The sequence below is a fragment of the Bacillus atrophaeus genome (assembly GCF_001584335.1).
In the GTDB taxonomy this organism is placed as follows: Bacteria; Bacillota; Bacilli; order Bacillales; family Bacillaceae; genus Bacillus; species Bacillus atrophaeus.
The window spans coordinates 760178-779606 of the sequence record NZ_LSBB01000020.1; the positions used below are offsets into that span (position 1 = coordinate 760178).

17 protein-coding genes are annotated in these 19429 nt (G+C 43.2%); all 17 read left to right on the forward strand.

Going from position 1 to position 19429, the window contains the following annotated elements; genetic code table 11:
- The first annotated feature begins 5 nt into the window (after nt 1-5).
- The 17 genes from cheA (at nt 6) to rimP (ending at nt 19422) form a co-directional block, all read left to right on the forward strand.
- Nucleotides 6-2024 (forward strand): chemotaxis protein CheA, encoded by a 2019-nt coding sequence (gene cheA / locus AXI57_RS17520; protein ID WP_061670783.1) that lies wholly within the window; start codon nt 6-8, stop codon nt 2022-2024.
- Nucleotides 2025-2045: 21 nt separating this feature from the next.
- Entirely contained in the window at nt 2046-2522 is a 477-nt protein-coding gene (cheW, locus tag AXI57_RS17525) for a chemotaxis protein CheW (RefSeq protein ID WP_010788621.1), read from the forward strand.
- Nucleotides 2523-2534: 12 nt separating this feature from the next.
- Entirely contained in the window at nt 2535-3164 is a 630-nt protein-coding gene (gene cheC / locus AXI57_RS17530; RefSeq protein ID WP_003328920.1) for a CheY-P phosphatase CheC, read from the forward strand.
- On the forward strand, nt 3161-3661 hold the full coding sequence (cheD, locus tag AXI57_RS17535) for a chemoreceptor glutamine deamidase CheD (protein ID WP_003328919.1): 501 nt from the start codon (nt 3161-3163) through the stop codon (nt 3659-3661). Before cheC ends, cheD begins: the two co-directional genes overlap by 4 nt.
- Before the next feature lie 21 nt (nt 3662-3682).
- Nucleotides 3683-4447 (forward strand): RNA polymerase sigma-28 factor SigD, encoded by a 765-nt coding sequence (sigD, locus tag AXI57_RS17540; RefSeq protein WP_003328918.1) that lies wholly within the window; start codon nt 3683-3685, stop codon nt 4445-4447.
- Nucleotides 4448-4475: 28 nt separating this feature from the next.
- Entirely contained in the window at nt 4476-4982 is a 507-nt protein-coding gene (locus AXI57_RS17545; protein ID WP_061670912.1) for a DUF6115 domain-containing protein, read from the forward strand.
- Between the two features lie 141 nt (nt 4983-5123).
- The gene (rpsB, locus tag AXI57_RS17550) at nt 5124-5855 is read left to right on the forward strand and encodes a 30S ribosomal protein S2 (RefSeq protein WP_003328914.1); all 732 of its coding nucleotides are present in this window, start codon (nt 5124-5126) and stop codon (nt 5853-5855) included.
- A gap of 100 nt (nt 5856-5955) precedes the next feature.
- Nucleotides 5956-6837 (forward strand): translation elongation factor Ts, encoded by an 882-nt coding sequence (gene tsf / locus AXI57_RS17555; protein ID WP_003328913.1) that lies wholly within the window; start codon nt 5956-5958, stop codon nt 6835-6837.
- Nucleotides 6838-6982: 145 nt separating this feature from the next.
- Nucleotides 6983-7705, forward strand: a complete 723-nt coding sequence (gene pyrH, locus AXI57_RS17560; protein ID WP_003328912.1) for a UMP kinase — start codon at nt 6983-6985, stop codon at nt 7703-7705.
- A 1-nt stretch (nt 7706) separates the two neighbouring features.
- Nucleotides 7707-8264, forward strand: coding sequence for a ribosome recycling factor (gene frr / locus AXI57_RS17565; RefSeq protein WP_003328911.1), 558 nt, complete (start codon nt 7707-7709; stop codon nt 8262-8264).
- Between the two features lie 130 nt (nt 8265-8394).
- Nucleotides 8395-9177, forward strand: a complete 783-nt coding sequence (locus tag AXI57_RS17570; RefSeq protein ID WP_010788624.1) for an isoprenyl transferase — start codon at nt 8395-8397, stop codon at nt 9175-9177.
- 3 nt (nt 9178-9180) lie between these two features.
- Nucleotides 9181-9990 (forward strand): phosphatidate cytidylyltransferase, encoded by an 810-nt coding sequence (gene cdsA / locus AXI57_RS17575; RefSeq protein WP_141292128.1) that lies wholly within the window; start codon nt 9181-9183, stop codon nt 9988-9990.
- Nucleotides 9991-10049: 59 nt separating this feature from the next.
- Nucleotides 10050-11201, forward strand: coding sequence for a 1-deoxy-D-xylulose-5-phosphate reductoisomerase (dxr, locus tag AXI57_RS17580; protein ID WP_061670785.1), 1152 nt, complete (start codon nt 10050-10052; stop codon nt 11199-11201).
- 6 nt (nt 11202-11207) lie between these two features.
- On the forward strand, nt 11208-12476 hold the full coding sequence (gene rseP, locus AXI57_RS17585; protein WP_141292127.1) for an RIP metalloprotease RseP: 1269 nt from the start codon (nt 11208-11210) through the stop codon (nt 12474-12476).
- A 33-nt stretch (nt 12477-12509) separates the two neighbouring features.
- Nucleotides 12510-14204 (forward strand): proline--tRNA ligase, encoded by a 1695-nt coding sequence (gene proS, locus AXI57_RS17590; RefSeq protein WP_061670787.1) that lies wholly within the window; start codon nt 12510-12512, stop codon nt 14202-14204.
- 107 nt (nt 14205-14311) lie between these two features.
- Nucleotides 14312-18625 carry a PolC-type DNA polymerase III gene (locus AXI57_RS17595; protein ID WP_003328904.1) on the forward strand — a complete coding sequence of 1438 codons (4314 nt, stop codon included), beginning with the start codon at nt 14312-14314 and terminating at the stop codon, nt 18623-18625.
- Between the two features lie 323 nt (nt 18626-18948).
- Complete coding sequence (rimP, locus tag AXI57_RS17605) at nt 18949-19422, forward strand: ribosome maturation factor RimP (protein ID WP_003328902.1); 474 nt, start codon at nt 18949-18951, stop codon at nt 19420-19422.
- Nucleotides 19423-19429: the final 7 nt, after the last annotated feature.

A 19429-nucleotide genomic window follows, 5' to 3' on the forward strand; every position in this document is an offset into this window, starting at 1 on the left:
GTCAATTGGATATGAATCAATATTTAGATGTCTTTATTGATGAAAGTAAAGAACATTTACAAACATGTAATGAAAAGCTTCTGCTTTTAGAAAAAGACCCGTCAGACCTTCAGATTGTTCATGATATTTTCAGAGCTGCCCATACGTTAAAAGGAATGAGCGCAACGATGGGTTACACGGATCTGGCCCATCTAACCCATCAGCTTGAAAATGTGTTGGATGCCATTCGGAATGGAGATATAGCCATCACTTCAAGCAGGCTTGACGTAATGTTTGAAGCGCTGGACCATCTTGAAGCGATGGTTCAGTCCATTATAGACGGCGGAGACGGGAAACGGGATATTACTGAAGTGAGCGCAAAGCTTGATGTAAACGGCGCTCACGCCGAAACAGCGGCTGCTGCAGAAATAGCTGAGACGGAGAGTTCAAAAGAAGACTGGGAATACGATGAGTTTGAGCGGACGGTTATAGAAGAAGCTGAGGAACAGGGATTTGAGCGATACGAAATAACCGTTTCTCTTAACGAAAATTGTATGTTAAAAGCAGTCAGAGTATATATGATTTTTGAAAAACTTAATGAAATAGGCGAAGTCGCTAAAACAATGCCGAGTGCGGAAGTGCTTGAAACAGAGGACTTCGGATCTTCGTTTCAGGTTTGCCTGTTAACCAAGCAGACGGCCGAAGACGTTGAACAAATCATCAACGGCATTTCAGAAGTTGAGAATGTGGAAATCAAACACGGGACTCCGTTAAAAACGGTTGAAAAACAGCCTGAACCAAAGGCTGACATTCAACCAGCCCTCCCTGAAAAGAAGCAGCAGGAAAAACAAAAACAGCCCGTAAAAAACGAAGAACAGGCGAAACATCATTCAGGAGGATCAAAAACGATCCGGGTCAATATTGACAGGCTGGACTCTTTGATGAATCTATTTGAAGAGCTTGTGATCGACCGTGGCCGGCTTGAGCAGATTGCCAAGGAGCTTGAGCATAACGAATTGACCGAAACGGTAGAACGAATGACAAGAATATCCGGAGACTTGCAATCCATTATTCTTAACATGAGAATGGTTCCGGTAGAAACTGTATTTAACCGTTTCCCGAGAATGATTCGTCAGCTTCAAAAAGAACTGAACAAAAAAATTGAGCTGTCAATAATCGGAGCGGAAACCGAATTAGACCGAACTGTTATTGATGAAATCGGCGATCCGCTCGTTCACTTGATCAGAAACAGTATTGACCATGGTGTTGAATCACCAGAAGTCCGTTTGAAAAAAGGAAAACCTGAATCCGGTAAAGTCGTTCTTAAAGCGTATCACAGCGGTAATCACGTCTTTATTGAAGTGGAGGATGACGGGGCCGGTCTGAACCGCAAAAAAATTCTTGAAAAGGCGCTCGAGCGCAACGTAATAACAGATCGGGAAGCTGAGAGTCTCGAAGACAACGAGATTTATGAATTAATATTTGCGCCCGGCTTCTCCACCGCCGATCAAATCTCTGATATTTCAGGCCGCGGCGTCGGGCTGGATGTAGTCAAGAATAAACTGGAATCTCTCGGCGGATCAGTCAGTGTAAGATCTGTTGAAGGCGAAGGTTCGCTCTTCAGTATTCAGCTTCCGCTGACATTGTCGATTATCTCAGTTCTTCTTATTAAACTGGAAGAAGAAACGTTTGCTATACCGATTTCTTCTATTATTGAAACGGCTGTTATTGATAAAAACGATATTTTGCAGACACATGATCGCGAAGTCATTGATTTCAGAGGACACATTGTGCCTGTCGTCTATTTAAAAGAAGAGTTTAAGATAAACGATACCAAGCAAGATGCACAACAGCTCCATATCATTATTGTCAAAAAAGGCGACAAGCCTACTGCGTTTGTCGTGGACTCCTTTATCGGCCAGCAGGAGGTCGTCCTGAAATCACTCGGAGACTACTTAACGAACGTCTTTGCGATTTCCGGGGCCACCATTTTAGGAGACGGACAGGTAGCGCTGATTATTGATTGTAACGCACTGATTATTTAACGATACGAGGAGGTGTCTCACGTGACTGCAGAAATTAAAACAGGCGAAAAAATGATTGTGTTTATGGTGAACGGCAAGGAATACGCCATTTCCGTCACTCAAGTGAAGTCAATTGAAAAGTGGCAAAAGCCGACGAGAGTCCCCGGCGTGGAGCCTTACATTTGCGGAGTTATCAATTTGCGAGGTGTCGTCACACCGGTGCTGGATTTAAGGATGCGGCTGAACTTGCCCGAGCATACGATTACTGACGAAACGCGCATTATTATCATTGCTTATCGTGACATTGAGGTCGGCTGGATTGTCGATGAAGCGAATGACGTCATTACTGTGCATGAAAATGAGATTGAATCTGCGCCTGAAAGTCTTCAAAAGGACGCTGATGTATGGATCAAACAGATCGTGAAGCAAGAGAACAGACTGTTGAATATCATTGATGCAAATGCAGTTTTAGATAAAGAAACGCCCCAGTCTGCCGTGCCCGATCAACCTTATTCTTAAAGGGGTTATGACATGAGTATTTTTAACGGAATCAAAGAAGAGCAGATGGACATATTGCGGGAAGTCGGAAATATCGGTGCAGGTCACTCAGCTTCTGCAATGGCACAGCTGTTAAACAGAAAGATTGATATGGAAGTGCCATTTGCGAAACTGTTGTCATTTGATGAGCTTGCTGATTTTTTTGGCGGTGCCGATATGCCCGTTGCCAGTATCTTTTTAAGAATGGAAGGCGACCTGACCGGCTCAATGTTCTTTATTATGCCTTTTCACCAAGCTGAACAGTTTATCAGAGAGCTGATCGGGAATCCGGAATTTGATATTGACAACCTGAGTGAGGATGATTTAAGTTCATCCGCTTTGCATGAGCTGGGCAATATTTTAGCAGGATCATATTTAACGGCGCTGGCTGACTTGACCAAGCTTGAACTTTATCCGAGCGTGCCTGAAGTCTCGCTCGATATGTTCGGTGCAGTCATAAGTGAAGGGCTGATGGAGTTCAGCCAAATTGGAGAGCAGGCGATCGTCGTCGATACTTCTATTTTTGACCAAAGCCATCAGCAGGAGCTTAAAGCTCATATGTTTTTGCTCCCGGATTATGATTCATTTGAAAAGCTCTTTGTTTCCTTGGGTGCATCGCGATGAGCACTAGAGAAGCCGTTATTGTAAAGGTGGGGATTGCCGACGTTCAGATTGTTCGTTTTCCAGATAAAATCCGAACGTCTGGCCTCGGATCGTGTGTCGGTCTGGTTCTTTATGATAAAGAAGCACAAACGGCCGGGCTGGTTCATGTCATGCTGCCGGATTCATCTTTATCAAAAACAGCGGAGCTCAACCGGGCAAAATATGCCGATACAGCGGTGAAGGCTACGATTGATATGCTGGTGGAAGCGGGCTGCCGAAAATTCGCCTTAAAAGCAAAGCTTGCCGGCGGCTCGGAAATGTTTAAATTTAAAATGACGAATGATTTGATGAAAATCGGACCGAGAAATGTGTCAGCGATAAAAAAACAGCTGTCCTTATATAAAATACCGGTCATCAGTGAAGATACGGGCGGCTCCAGCGGCCGGACGATAGAGTTTGAACCGAAGTCCTGTGAGCTGCACATTCGAACTGTTAAACAAGGTGAAAAAACGATTTAATAAGGTATTAGGGGGATAAAGATGCAATCCTTAAACTATGAAGATCAGGTGCTTTGGTCGCGCTGGAAAGAGTGGAAAGATCCAAAAGCCGGTGATGATTTAATGCGCCGCTACATGCCGCTTGTTACATATCATGTAGGCAGAATTTCTGTCGGGCTGCCTAAATCGGTGCATAAAGACGATCTTATGAGCCTTGGTATGCTTGGTTTATATGATGCCCTTGAAAAATTTGATCCCAGCAGGGACTTGAAATTTGATACCTACGCCTCGTTTAGGATTCGCGGTGCGATTATTGACGGGCTTCGGAAAGAAGACTGGCTGCCCAGAACATCACGGGAAAAAACGAAGAAGGTAGAAGCTGCGATTGAAAAGCTTGAACAGCGTTATCTTCGAAATGTATCGCCTGCAGAAATTGCAGAGGAGCTTGGAATGACAGAACAGGATGTTGTATCAACGATGAACGAAGGCTTTTTTGCCAATCTGCTGTCAATTGATGAAAAGCTCCATGATCAGGACGACGGGGAAAATATCCAGGTGATGATCAGAGATGACAAAAATGTGCCCCCGGAAGAAAAAATCATGAAAGACGAACTGATTGCCCAGCTCGCTGAGAAAATTCATGAACTTTCTGAGAAGGAGCAGCTTGTGGTCAGTTTATTTTATAAGGAAGAATTGACCTTGACGGAAATCGGACAAGTGCTGAGTCTGTCAACATCACGAATTTCACAAATTCATTCAAAGGCTCTTTTTAAATTAAAACATCTGCTTGATAAAGTAATTCAATAAGGAATTTCATGGTTAGCGAGTGAAAAACATGTCAACACTATTATGGCTTTTAAGCTTTATGCTTCACGGCGTTCTCCTGTATGCCGTCATTATTCTGTATACGAAGCTGGCAGCTCTCAAAGAAACGGAGAGGCAGCAAAAGAAAATTCTTGAAGAGACCGAGAACACCCTGGCTGCATTTCTGCTTGAACTAAAAGAAGAAAATGAGAAATTGATAGAACATCCTGTAGATCTCAGTGCAGGCAAAGACCGAGCGGGGCAGGAAAAAAAGACTCCGCAGTCATCCGGCGAAAAAGCGGAGACGGCGCCTGAGCCGGAGGAAACTCCGATTCCCGCACATATTCAAGGTCTCATCAGTGAAGTGGAACAGGCGGAAGACAGCATGAACAGCGGAGGACGATCATTTGAAGATCAAGTGATTGAATTATACGATCAAGGCTTTTCAGCCGGAGAAATTGCGAGGAAATTAAAGAGCGGAAAGACAGAAATTGAGCTGTTTTTAAAATTTCGCGCTAAAGCTGTAAAGGATTCTTGATTGTCGCCTAAAGCTGTGTTATATTATTTTGTGGTGTTAAATACACACGCTTAACGATTTATGCAGAGGGTGCTGCACGGCAGTTCTGCACAAAAATGACCTAAGCGGAGGAAAAAAACCATTATATTAGGAGGAAATAACATGTCAGTCATTTCTATGAAGCAATTGCTTGAAGCTGGTGTTCACTTCGGTCACCAAACACGCCGCTGGAACCCAAAAATGAAGCGTTATATCTTTACGGAGCGTAACGGAATCTACATCATCGATCTTCAAAAAACGGTGAAAAAAGTAGAGGAAGCTTATAACTTCACGAAAAATCTTGCAGCAGACGGAGGAAAAATCCTTTTTGTCGGCACGAAAAAACAAGCTCAAGATTCTGTTAAAGAAGAAGCAGGCCGTTCTGGCATGTACTATGTCAACCAACGCTGGTTGGGCGGTACACTAACAAACTTCGAAACAATCCAAAAACGTATTAAACGTCTTAAAGACATCGAAAAAATGCAAGAAAACGGTACGTTTGAAGTACTTCCTAAAAAAGAAGTTGTTCAATTGAAAAAAGAATTAGAACGTCTTGAAAAATTCCTAGGCGGAATTAAAGACATGAAGGGTCTTCCTGATGCATTGTTCATCATCGATCCTCGCAAAGAGCGTATCGCTGTTGCGGAAGCTCGCAAATTGAACATCCCTATCATCGGAATCGTTGATACAAACTGTGATCCTGATGAGATTGATGTTGTAATCCCTGCAAACGATGACGCAATCCGCGCTGTAAAACTTCTTACTTCAAAAATGGCAGATGCGATTTTAGAAGCTAAGCAAGGTGAAGAAGAAGCGGAAGAAGCTGCACCGGAAACAGAAACTACAACTGCGTAACCTATTCAAAAAGGTGATAAGAGGGACTGCCTTTTATCACCTTTTTTTCAAGAAAAATGTATCTATACATATCTTGTTAACATATAAGGAGGAAATATAAATGGCTATTACTGCACAGCAAGTAAAAGAATTGCGTCAAAAAACAGGCGCAGGCATGATGGATTGTAAAAAAGCATTAACTGAAACTGATGGTGATATGGACAAAGCAATCGACCTTCTTAGAGAAAAAGGAATTGCAAAAGCAGCGAAAAAAGCTGACCGTATCGCAGCTGAAGGTTCAACTCTTATTAAAACTGACGGCAACAAAGCTGTTATTTTAGAAGTAAACTCTGAAACAGATTTCGTTGCGAAAAACGAAGGCTTCAAAGAGCTTCTTGACACATTGGCTGACCACCTTCTTGCAAACGCTCCTGAAAGCGTTGAAGAAGCACTTGGACAAAAAATGGACAATGGCTCTACTGTAGAAGAGTACATTACAACTGCAGTTGCTAAAATCGGTGAAAAAATCACGCTTCGCCGTTTCACAGTGCTTACAAAAGACGACAGTGCTGCATTTGGTGCTTACCTGCACATGGGCGGCCGTATCGGTGTGTTAACGGTTCTTACCGGCACTACTGAAGAAGAAATTGCAAGAGATATCGCAATGCACGTTGCTGCGGTAAATCCTCGTTACATTTCTCGCGACCAAGTGTCTGAAGAAGAAACAAATCACGAGCGTCAAATTTTGACTCAGCAAGCTCTTCAAGAAGGCAAACCAGAAAATATCGTAGCAAAAATGGTTGAAGGCCGTTTGAACAAATTCTTCGAAGAAATCTGCCTTTTAGATCAGCCGTTTGTTAAAAACCCTGACGAAAGAGTAAAACAGGTTATCGCTGCTAAAAACGCAACTGTTCAAACTTACGTCCGCTATGAAGTTGGAGAAGGCATTGAAAAACGCCAAGAAAACTTTGCTGAAGAAGTTATGAACCAAGTGAAAAAATAATGGTGAAAAGCTTCTGCGAGTCATTCGCGGCTTTTCAGGCAGTATAGGGGACACAACTTGTGTTCCCTATTTTTAAAACAATATTTACAAACCTTTTTTTCTCTTGCATAATAGTAAACGGCAATGTTTACACTTGGAGGTTATCATGGAAAAACCAAAATACAATCGTATCGTACTAAAGCTTAGCGGAGAAGCATTGGCGGGAGAACAGGGAAACGGAATTAATCCGACTGTCATTCAATCCATAGCGAAGCAAGTGAAAGAAATCGCTGAGCTTGAAGTCGAAGTAGCAGTTGTCGTAGGCGGAGGCAACTTATGGCGCGGCAAAACAGGCAGTGATTTAGGTATGGACCGCGCAACTGCGGACTATATGGGAATGCTTGCAACTGTTATGAACTCGCTTGCGCTTCAAGACAGCTTAGAAACTCTCGGAATTCAATCCAGAGTGCAGACATCTATTGAAATGCGGCAAGTTGCAGAACCGTATATTAGAAGAAAAGCCATTCGTCATTTGGAGAAAAAACGTGTCGTTATTTTTGCTGCGGGTACTGGAAATCCGTATTTCTCTACAGATACGACAGCCGCACTGCGGGCCGCTGAAATTGAAGCGGACGTTATTTTGATGGCTAAAAATAATGTAGACGGTGTGTATAATGCTGATCCTAGGAAAGATGAGTCAGCTGTGAAGTATGAATCACTCTCTTATCTTGACGTCTTAAAAGACGGACTGGAAGTCATGGATTCCACAGCTTCTTCTTTATGTATGGATAATGACATTCCGCTTATCGTCTTTTCTATTATGGAAGAAGGAAATATAAAGCGTGCCGTCACAGGCGAATCTATCGGAACGATCGTGAGGGGGAAATAACGTGTCAAACGAAGTATTAACAGAAACAAAAGAGCGGATGGAAAAGGCAGTTGCCGCTTACCAGCGTGAATTGGCTACTGTTCGTGCGGGCCGCGCAAATCCATCTTTATTAGACAAAGTAACAGTTGAATATTACGGAGCACAGACACCTTTAAACCAGCTGTCTTCTATTAATGTACCGGAAGCGCGTATGCTTGTTATCACACCATACGACAAGACGGCGATCGGTGATATCGAGAAAGCCATTCTTAAAGCGGATTTAGGCGTAACGCCGACAAGCGACGGGAATATTATCCGAATCGCCATCCCTGCCTTAACAGAAGAAAGACGTAAAGAATTGGTCAAGCTCGTCAAAAAATATGCTGAAGAAGCAAAGGTCGCTGTCCGAAACGTTCGCCGAGATGCAAATGATGATCTGAAAAAGCTTGAGAAAAATGGTGACATTACTGAGGATGAATTGCGGACTTCTAATGAAGATGTTCAAAAATTGACAGATGAATATGTGTCAAAAATTGACAGCGTCACAAAAGACAAAGAAAAAGAAATCATGGAAGTTTAATGAAAAACTATGTACAATAGATAATAGTGAAAAGACCCTCTCATGTTTACAGGGGGTTTTTTTGTTAATACTGTTGATTATCATTGGTCATCAGCAGGAATGCAACCTTTTTGGGTGACGGAGGAATCTCATGCTCAACATACTCAAAAATTGGAAGAATCAGCAAACAGCTGCTTCCAACTTAGAACGGTATACAAAAGAAGACATACTGAAGGGAGAAATCCCCGCGCATATTGCCATTATTATGGACGGAAACGGCCGTTGGGCTAAAAAGCGCGCACTTCCCCGGATTGCCGGCCACCACGAAGGGATGAAAGTGGTTAAAAGAACGACGAAGCTTGCAAATGAGCTGGGTGTTAAAGTACTGTCTTTATATGCTTTTTCAACGGAAAACTGGAAACGTCCCAAGCCGGAAGTCGATTTCTTAATGAAGCTCCCGGAAGAATTTTTGAATACGTATCTTCCAGAGCTTGTAGAAGAGAATGTGCGGGTCCAAATTATGGGCGATCAGTCTACTCTGCCTGACCACACGTTTCGGGCAATGGAGAAGGCTGTGCGGGATACTGAGCAGAATGACGGGCTCATCCTTAATTTTGCGCTGAATTACGGCGGCCGTACAGAAATAGTGTGTGCAGCAAAATCACTCGCAGAAAAAGTGAAGGACGGGTCTTTGAATGTTGAAGACATTGATGAATCTCTTTTTTCGGACTATTTAATGACTGAATCTTTACAGGATCCTGAACTTTTGATTCGAACAAGCGGAGAAATCAGACTGAGTAACTTTATGCTTTGGCAGGTAGCTTACAGTGAATTTGTCTTTACGGACGTTCTTTGGCCTGATTTTAATGAAAATGATTTCTTAAAAGCGTTAGGAGAATTTCAGCAGCGCGGCCGGAGGTTTGGCGGAATTTAGAGGATGGTGGAAATGAAACAAAGAATCTTGACAGGTGTTCTGGCAGCCGTTTTATTTTTGGCTTTTGTTATTTACGGAGAACTGCCGTTCGCCATATTAGTTTATGTGATGGGCAGTGTGGCGCTGTTTGAGCTTTTACGGATGAAAAAGCTCAAGCTTTTTTCACTTCCCGGATTGATCAGTCTGATCTTATTATGGCTGTTATTATTGCCAAGCCGGTATTATTTATTTGAAGACATCGGCATCTCGAAAATGGAGACGGCGCTTTTTGCGGTGCTGCTTTTGCTGATCTATACAGTGCTGGTGAAAAACAATTTTACCTTTGATGACGCAGGATTTATCACACTTGCGACAATCTATATCGGAATGTGCTTTTATTATTTTATAGAAATCAGAAATATTGACCAAGGCGGACTTAGGTATATTTTTTATGCTTGCGTTGTCATTTGGTCAACGGATTCAGGCGCGTACTTTGTCGGAAAATCGCTAGGGAAGCGGAAGCTGTGGCCGGAAATCAGTCCGAATAAAACAGTTGAAGGTTTTGTCGGCGGCATCGTGATCGCACTTATAGGCGCGACGATCTTTCAATTTTTCGCTGAAGTTCCGATACCTTATATTTCACTGCTTTTCATTACGCTGTTTTTGTCTGTATTCGGCCAGATGGGGGATTTAGTAGAATCTGCACTGAAAAGACATTACGATGTGAAAGATTCGGGGAAGATTCTGCCTGGGCATGGCGGTATTTTAGACCGTTTTGACAGCTTTTTGTTTGTCATGCCGTTCTTGTACTTCCTGCTTGCCCTTTTTTCATAAAAAAAGGCTAATATGAAGATGCAGAATGATCTGATAGCAAAAAGGATAGGAGTGGCATTTTGAAGAATATTTGTCTTTTAGGAGCAACAGGATCGATTGGGGAACAGACGATTGATGTATTGCGGGCGCACCCAGACCAATTTCAGCTTGTGTCTATGACATTCGGCCGCAATGCGGAAAAGGCTGTCCCTATGATAGAAGCCTTTAAACCGAAATTTGTCGCAGTCGGTGATCAGGATACATATAACAAATTAAAACAAGTCTCTTTCTCTTATAATGTTCATATCGGCATCGGTGAAGAAGGCCTGATTGAAGCGGCGGTAATGGAAGAAGTCGATATCGTCGTGAATGCGCTGCTTGGCAGCGTAGGCTTAATTCCCACTTTAAAGGCGATTGAACAGAAAAAAACAATTGCGCTTGCAAATAAGGAAACTCTTGTCACGGCCGGGCATATAGTAAAAGAACACGCTAAAATCTACGGTGTCCCTCTATTGCCTGTTGACAGTGAGCATTCAGCAATTTTCCAAGCGTTGCAGGGAGAACAAAGTAAAAACATAGAACGCCTTATTATCACAGCTTCTGGGGGGAGTTTCAGAGACCGCACCCGAAAAGAGCTGGAATCGGTTACGATAGAGGATGCATTAAAGCACCCGAATTGGTCAATGGGTGCAAAAATCACCATTGATTCGGCTACAATGATGAATAAGGGGCTAGAGGTGATCGAAGCACATTGGCTTTTCGATATTCCGTATGAACAGATTGATGTCGTGTTACATAAGGAAAGCATCATCCATTCAATGGTAGAATTTCACGACAGAAGCGTGATCGCGCAGCTTGGCACTCCGGATATGAGAGTTCCGATTCAATACGCGCTCACCTACCCGGACCGGCTGCCGCTGCCGGAAGCAAAAAGGCTTGAGCTATGGGAAATCGGAAGCCTCCATTTTGAAAAAGCGGATTTCGAAAGGTTCCGCTGCTTACAATTTGCTTTTGATTCAGGTAAAATAGGGGGAACGATGCCTACGGTGCTAAACGCAGCGAACGAAACGGCAGTCGCCGCTTTTTTAGCCGGAGAGATTTCGTTTCTGTCTATTGAAGACCTCATTGAAAGGGCATTAAAACGACATCAAGTTATTCATCAGCCAAGCTTGTCGGACATTCAAGAAGTGGACAAAGATACACGGGGATACGTCAATTCAATACTCACATAAGGTGGTATGTTCGTGAATACAGTAATAGCGTTTATTATTATTTTCGGAACGCTCGTTTTCTTCCATGAACTGGGCCATTTATTGCTTGCCCAAAGAGCGGGAATCCTCTGCCGTGAATTTGCGATCGGCTTTGGTCCTAAAATTTTTTCTTTTAAGAAAAATGAAACGGTGTATACAATCAGGCTGCTTCCGGTCGGCGGATTTGTCCGCATGGCCGGTGAAGATCCTGAGATGATTGAAGTTAAGCCGGGGTACACGGTCGGCCTTCTTTTTAATAAAGAGGACCAGGTTGAGAAGGTTATTATCAATCAGAAAGAAAAATACCCTGACGCTTTGGTCATCGAAGTGGAGACCGCTGATTTAGAACATGACATGAAAATCACCGGTTACGAACAGGGGAAAGAAGAGGAACTGTCAAGCTTCACTGTCAGCCAAACCTCTTTCTTTATCGTAGACGGAGAAGAGGTGCAGATTGCGCCATATAACCGTCAGTTCGGTTCAAAACCCGTATGGCAGCGGATCAAGGCCATTGCCGCGGGTCCAATTATGAACTTTATATTGGCCTATGTCATCCTTGTTATGCTCGGTCTGATTCAAGGAGTGCCGTCAAATGAGCCGGTTCTCGGAAAACTGACCGACGATGGACGGGCTGCTGTCTCCGGATTAAAAGAAGGAGACTATATTCAAAGCATTAACGGAGAAAAAATGCGTTCTTGGACTGATATCGTCTCGGCCGTTAAGAAAAATCCGGACAAAGAAATGGACGTCGCTGTAAAGCGGGATAACAAAACACTCCATATTTCTGTTACACCGGAAGCTGTAAAAGATGAGAACAAAAAAACGATCGGCCGTTTTGGCTCATATTCACCGACAGAAAAAGGGGTGCTTGCCTCTATCGCGTACGGTGCTACATCAACTGTCGATGTTACAAAAGCGATTTTAACCAATCTGGGTAAATTAGTGACTGGCCAATTTAAGATTGATATGCTTGCTGGCCCGGTTGGCATTTATGATATGACAGATCAAGTGGCAAAAACCGGTTTAATTAATTTATTTCAATTTGCCGCATTTTTAAGCATTAACCTTGGTATTGTCAATTTGCTTCCGATTCCTGCGCTTGACGGGGGAAGACTGTTATTCCTGTTTGTCGAAGCCATTCGCGGGAAACCGATTAATCGTGACAAAGAGGCATTTGTTGTATTTATCGGGGTTGCTTTTCTAATGCTTCTCATGCTTGTTGTGACATGGAATGATATCCAGCGATTATTTTTATAAATTGAATAGTAAATGAATCAGAGGTGCGAAGAAATGAGACAAAGTTTGACGCTTATTCCTACCCTCCGCGAAGTTCCAGCTGATGCCGACGCAAAAAGTCATCAGCTTCTTCTGAGAGCGGGATTTATCAGACAGAATACAAGCGGGGTATACAGTTATATGCCTCTTGCGTATAAGGTCATTAAAAATATTCAAACCATAGTGCGTGAAGAATTGGAAAAAATCAATGCCGTCGAAATGCTGATGCCTGCGCTTCAGCAGGCTGAGACATGGCAGGAATCAGGCAGGTGGTACACTTACGGGCCTGAACTGATGAGACTGAAAGACCGCCATGGCCGTGAATTTGCTTTGGGGGCTACGCATGAAGAAGTGGTCACATCACTTGTTCGTGATGAGGTTAAATCATATAAGCGCCTGCCTTTGACTCTTTATCAAATTCAATCTAAATTCAGAGATGAAAAACGTCCTCGTTTTGGCTTATTAAGAGGCCGTGAATTTATTATGAAGGATGCTTATTCATTTCATGCTTCCGAGGAAAGTTTGGATGAAACATACCAAAATATGTACGGCGCATACACAAATATTTTTGCACGCTGTGAATTGAATGTCAGACCCGTTATTGCTGATTCAGGCGCAATGGGCGGAAAAGACACGCATGAATTCATGGCGCTTTCCGAAATAGGGGAGGATACCATCGCATATTCAGATGAATCGACTTATGCGGCGAATATTGAAATGGCTGAAGTCATCAACAGGGACGCTTCCTCTTCAGAAGAGCCTAAAGCTTTAGAAAAGGTTCACACACCTGATGTGAAAACGATCGAGCAGCTTTCTGGGTTTTTGGATATTTCCCCTGAGGCTTGCATTAAATCTGTGTTATGTAAAGCGGATGACCGCTTTGTCCTTGTATTGGTAAGAGGAGACCATGAGGTTAATGATATAAAAGTTAAAAACCTTCTTCAAGCAGAAGTTGTCGAGCTTGCATCACGTGAAGAGGTCGTGCAGCAGCTCGGAACTGAACCTGGCTTCGTCGGACCTGTTGAGGTCAGCAAAGAAGTTGAGGTTTATGCTGATTTAGCTGTAAAAGCAATGGTAAACGCTGTTGCCGGAGCAAATGAACAAGATTATCATTATAAGAATGTTAATGTTGGCCGGGACGCTGCGATAAAGGAATACGCTGACCTTCGCTTTATTCAAGAAGGCGACCCGTCACCTGACGGCAAAGGAACAATCCGTTTTGCAGAAGGAATTGAAGTCGGGCAAGTCTTTAAGCTTGGAACCCGTTATTCTGAAGCAATGAATGCGACATATCTTGATGAAAATGGGCGCTCCCAGCCGATGCTCATGGGCTGCTACGGAATTGGCATTTCCAGAACGCTTTCCGCGATTGCCGAGCAGCATCATGATGAAAAAGGGCTGATCTGGCCGAAAAGCGTCGCACCATACGATCTTCACATTTTGGCGCTGAATATGAAAAATGATGCCCAGAAGGAACTGGCTGAAAAGCTGTATGAAACATTCAAGACGGAAGGTTATGATGTCTTGTTTGATGACCGCGCTGAGCGTGCGGGCGTTAAATTCGCTGATTCCGATCTGATCGGCCTTCCAATCAGAATTACAGTCGGCAAGCGGGCTGATGAAGGAATCGTTGAAGTGAAAATCCGCAAAACAGGTGAATCTTCAGAAGTATCAATTGAGGAATTATCTGACTTTATCAATAAGCAATAAACGTACTGATTTTAAGAAAAAACATGTTAAAATAGATAGAAAAGAAGGTACCTCATTGACAGAGGTACCTTCACTTATGAAGTTTTCTAGGGAGGGATACTGTCTTAATGGAACAGTTACCAGTAAACAGAAGACAGTTTCATATTCTTCTGCAGCAAATTAATATGACAGACGACACCTTCATGGCCTACTTTGAAGATGGCGAAATTGATAAGCTGACAATCCATAAAGCAGCTAAATCCTGGCATTTTCATTTTAAATTTAAAGCCCTGCTGCCATATAAAGTGTACGACGCGTTTATCATGAGATTAACTCAGGCATTTTCCCATATTGCGAAAGTAACATGTTCAATTGAAGCGAGCGACACAGCAATTGATGAAGGGCTGATTCAGGATTACTGGACGCGCTGCATAGAGGAACTGCAAGGGATTTCACCGCCTATATTAACGTTATTAAATCAGCAAAAACCAAAACTGAAGGGCAATAAACTGATCGTCAAGACAAAAACGGACACAGAAGCTTCCGCCCTTAAAAACAAATACAGCTCCTTAATTCAGACGAGCTATCGACAGTTCGGCTTTCCGGATCTTCAGCTTGATGCTGAGATATTTGTATCTGATCAGGAAGTTCAAAAATTCCGGGAACAAAAACTTGCGGAAGACCAAGAACGGGCGATGCAGGCGCTTATTGAAATGGAGAAGAAAGAGAAAGAAAGTGATGACGACCAAGTGCCGTCAGGGCCGCTTGTGATCGGCTATCAAATTAAAGACAGCGAAGAAATACGAACACTCGACAGCATTATGGACGAAGAACGGAGAATTACGGTCCAAGGCTATGTGTTTGATGCGGAGACCAGAGAACTTAAGAGCGGGCGCACTCTGTGCATCTTCAAAATCACTGACTATACAAACAGCATTTTAATCAAAATGTTTGCCAGAGAAAAAGAAGATGCCGCCGTGATGAAATCATTAAAAAAAGGAATGTGGGTCAAAGCGAGAGGCAGCATTCAAAACGATACCTTTGTCAGAGATTTGGTAATGATCGCAAATGATGTCAACGAAATTAAAGCGAAAACACGAGAAGACACGGCGCCAGAAGGAGAAAAAAGGGTCGAACTGCATTTGCATTCTCCAATGAGCCAGATGGACGCGGTTACGGGAGTCGGAAAGCTTGTTGAACAAGCGAAAAAATGGGGGCATGAAGCCATTGCCCTTACAGACCACGCTGTTGTCCAGTCATTCCCTGACGCTTATGCGGCTGCTAAAAAGAACGGGATCAAAATGATTTACGGTATGGAAGCGAATATTGTCGATGACGGAGTTCCGATTGCATACAACCCGGCACATCGCTTGCTTGAGGAAGACACATACATTGTGTTTGACGTAGAGACAACGGGCCTTTCAGCGGTATACGATACGATTATCGAGCTTGCGGCTGTCAAAATAAGAGGCGGGGAAATTATCGACAAATTTGAACGCTTTGCAAACCCGCACCATCCGCTGTCAGCAACAACGATTGAACTGACCGGAATTACCGATGATATGGTCAGGGATGCCCCTGATGTTATTGATGTGGTCAGGGATTTTAGGGAATGGATTGACGATGACATTCTTGTTGCCCATAACGCAAGCTTTGACATGGGATTCCTGAATGTGGCCTATAAACGCTTATTAAAAGTGGAGAAAGCGCAAAACCCGGTAATTGATACATTGGAGCTTGGCCGTTTTCTTTATCCTGAATTTAAAAATCACCGTCTTAATACGCTTTGTAAAAAGTTTGATATTGAGCTGACACAGCATCACCGTGCGATTTACGATGCCGAGGCAACGGGATATCTGCTTTTAAAAATGCTAAAAGACGCAGCCGAAAAAGACATTCAGTATCATGATCAGCTCAATGAAAATATGGGCCAGTCGAACGCTTACCAGAGATCAAGACCTTATCATGCGACACTGCTTGCCGTAAATGATACCGGCCTGAAAAATCTCTTTAAGCTTGTGTCGATGTCACATATTCATTATTTTTACAGAGTTCCGCGGATTCCAAGATCCCAGCTGGAAAAGTATCGTGAAGGTCTTTTAATCGGTTCAGCCTGCGACAGGGGCGAGGTGTTTGAAGGAATGATGCAAAAATCCCCTGAAGAAGTTGAAGATATTGCATCTTTCTACGATTATCTCGAAGTCCAGCCTCCTGAGGTATATCGGCACCTTCTGCAGCTCGAGCTTGTCCGTGATGAAAAAGCGTTAAAAGAAATCATTACTAATATCACGAAACTTGGAGAAAAACTGGATAAACCTGTCGTTGCTACCGGGAATGTCCACTATTTAAATGACGAGGACAAAATTTACCGGAAAATCTTAATTTCCTCCCAAGGCGGAGCCAACCCGCTTAACAGACATGAACTGCCGAAGGTTCATTTCAGAACGACAGATGAAATGCTCGAAGCTTTTTCATTTTTAGGCGCGGAAAAAGCGAAGGAAATCGTTGTGGCCAATACGCAAAAGGTGGCATCTATGATAGAGGAAATCAAGCCGATTAAGGATGATTTATACACGCCGAAAATTGAAGGTGCCGACCAGGAAATCCGGGATATGAGCTACCAGCGTGCAAGAAGTATTTACGGTGAGGAACTTCCTGAAATCGTAGAGGCGCGAATAGAAAAAGAACTAAAAAGTATTATCGGCCATGGGTTTGCTGTTATTTATCTGATTTCTCATAAACTGGTTAAGCGATCGCTTGATGACGGCTATCTTGTCGGTTCCCGGGGATCAGTAGGTTCATCGCTTGTCGCAACCCTGACAGAAATCACAGAGGTGAATCCTCTTGCGCCGCACTATGTATGTCCAGAGTGCCGGCATTCGGAATTTTTTAATGACGGTTCTGTCGGCTCGGGTTTTGACCTGCCAGACAAAATGTGCCCTAATTGCAATACGCCTTTGAAAAAAGATGGACATGATATCCCGTTTGAAACATTTTTGGGGTTTAAAGGAGATAAAGTTCCTGATATCGATTTGAACTTCTCTGGGGAATATCAGCCGCATGCCCACAACTATACAAAGGTTTTGTTTGGAGAAGACAATGTGTATCGTGCGGGTACAATCGGTACAGTTGCTGAAAAAACCGCCTATGGCTATGTAAAAGGCTATGCCGGAGACCATAACCTTCATATGAGGGGTGCGGAGATAGACCGCCTTGTGCAAGGCTGTACTGGCGTCAAAAGAACAACAGGGCAGCATCCGGGGGGAATCATCGTTGTTCCCGATTATATGGATATTTATGATTTTTCACCGATCCAGTTCCCGGCAGATGCGACAGGTTCTGAATGGAAAACGACTCATTTTGACTTTCACTCCATCCATGATAACTTGCTGAAGCTTGATATACTGGGGCACGATGACCCGACGGTGATACGGATGCTGCAGGATTTGAGCGGGATTGATCCGAAAACCATTCCGACTGATGATCCTGAAGTGATGAAAATTTTTCAGGGTACAGAATCTCTCGGAGTTACAGAAGAACAGATTGGCTGTAAAACTGGGACACTCGGTATTCCGGAGTTCGGAACCCGATTTGTCCGCCAAATGCTTGAAGATACAAAACCGACAACATTTTCTGAGCTTGTTCAAATATCCGGCCTATCACATGGGACCGATGTTTGGCTTGGCAATGCGCAAGAGCTGATTCACAATAATATTTGTGAGCTGAGTGAAGTTATCGGATGCCGTGATGACATTATGGTCTATTTAATCTATCAGGGGCTTGAACCGTCACTGGCTTTTAAAATTATGGAATTTGTCCGTAAGGGTAAAGGCTTGACTCCTGAATGGGAAGAGGAAATGAAAAATAATAAAGTGCCTGATTGGTATATTGATTCCTGTAAAAAGATTAAATATATGTTCCCGAAAGCCCACGCCGCGGCTTATGTCTTAATGGCAGTCCGGATTGCTTACTTTAAAGTCCATCATGCATTGCTTTATTACGCTGCTTATTTTACAGTTCGGGCAGATGACTTTGACATAGACACGATGATCAAAGGATCTACAGCAATCAAAGCCGTCATGGATGACATTAACTCGAAAGGGCTCGATGCTTCGCCGAAAGAAAAAAACCTTCTGACTGTGCTGGAATTGGCGCGTGAAATGTGTGAAAGAGGCTATTCGTTCCAAAAAGTCGATTTATACCGCTCAAGCGCTTCTGAATTTATCATTGACGGCAACAGTCTCATCCCGCCGTTTAATTCCATTCCGGGATTAGGGACAAACGCCGCGCTTAACATTGTTAAGGCGCGCGGAGAAGGCGAATTCCTTTCTAAAGAAGACTTGCAAAAAAGAGGGAAAGTCTCGAAAACGATATTAGAGTACTTGGATCGCCATGGCTGTTTAGAAGCTTTGCCGGATCAAAACCAGCTGTCGTTATTTTAATCACCGGACGCTGCTTTTTGTACCCTGTAAAAGAAGGGGCTTCTAGAGCTGAAAAACGGGAATGATTTCCTTCATTACCGATACAGAAGCCCGAGTATAAGTGCATATTCATTTGCATAAAAAATATGGTTATGGTATAGTTTTATTGGAAATGCTAACGATTACCGAGGCAAAGAGTGGGGAAACCCGCTCTTTTGTATTGAACAGGCAATTTTGTCTCGACATGTTCATCGTTTTTTTCTTAGCCCCTGCTCTCTTGAAGCAGGGTTTTTATGCAGAGAAGATGAGATGAACGTGATATCGCAAGCACAAGGAGGAAAAGAATGAGCAAAAAAGTGATTGATACCGCTCGAGAAATGGCTCAGCCAATAGCAGACAATCTTCAGCTTGAACTCGTTGACATCGAATTTGTCAAAGAGGGTCAAAACTGGTTCCTTCGCGTGTTTATTGATTCCGATAACGGGGTTGATATTGAGGAATGTGCCAAAGTAAGCGAATTATTGAGCGAAAAGCTTGATGAGGCCGATCCAATCAGCCAAAATTACTTTCTTGAAGTATCTTCTCCTGGAGCCGAGCGTCCGTTAAAGAAAAAAGCTGACTTCGACAGATCACTTGGAAAAAATGTTTATATTAAAACGTATGAGCCGATTGACGGCGTAAAAGTGTTTGAAGGCGAACTGGCCGAATTTGATGGACAAACTGTGACAGTAGAAATGACAATCAAAACAAGAAAGAAACGGATCAATATTCCGTACGAGAAAATAGCTAATGCAAGATTAGCTGTTTCATTCCAATAATATAGGT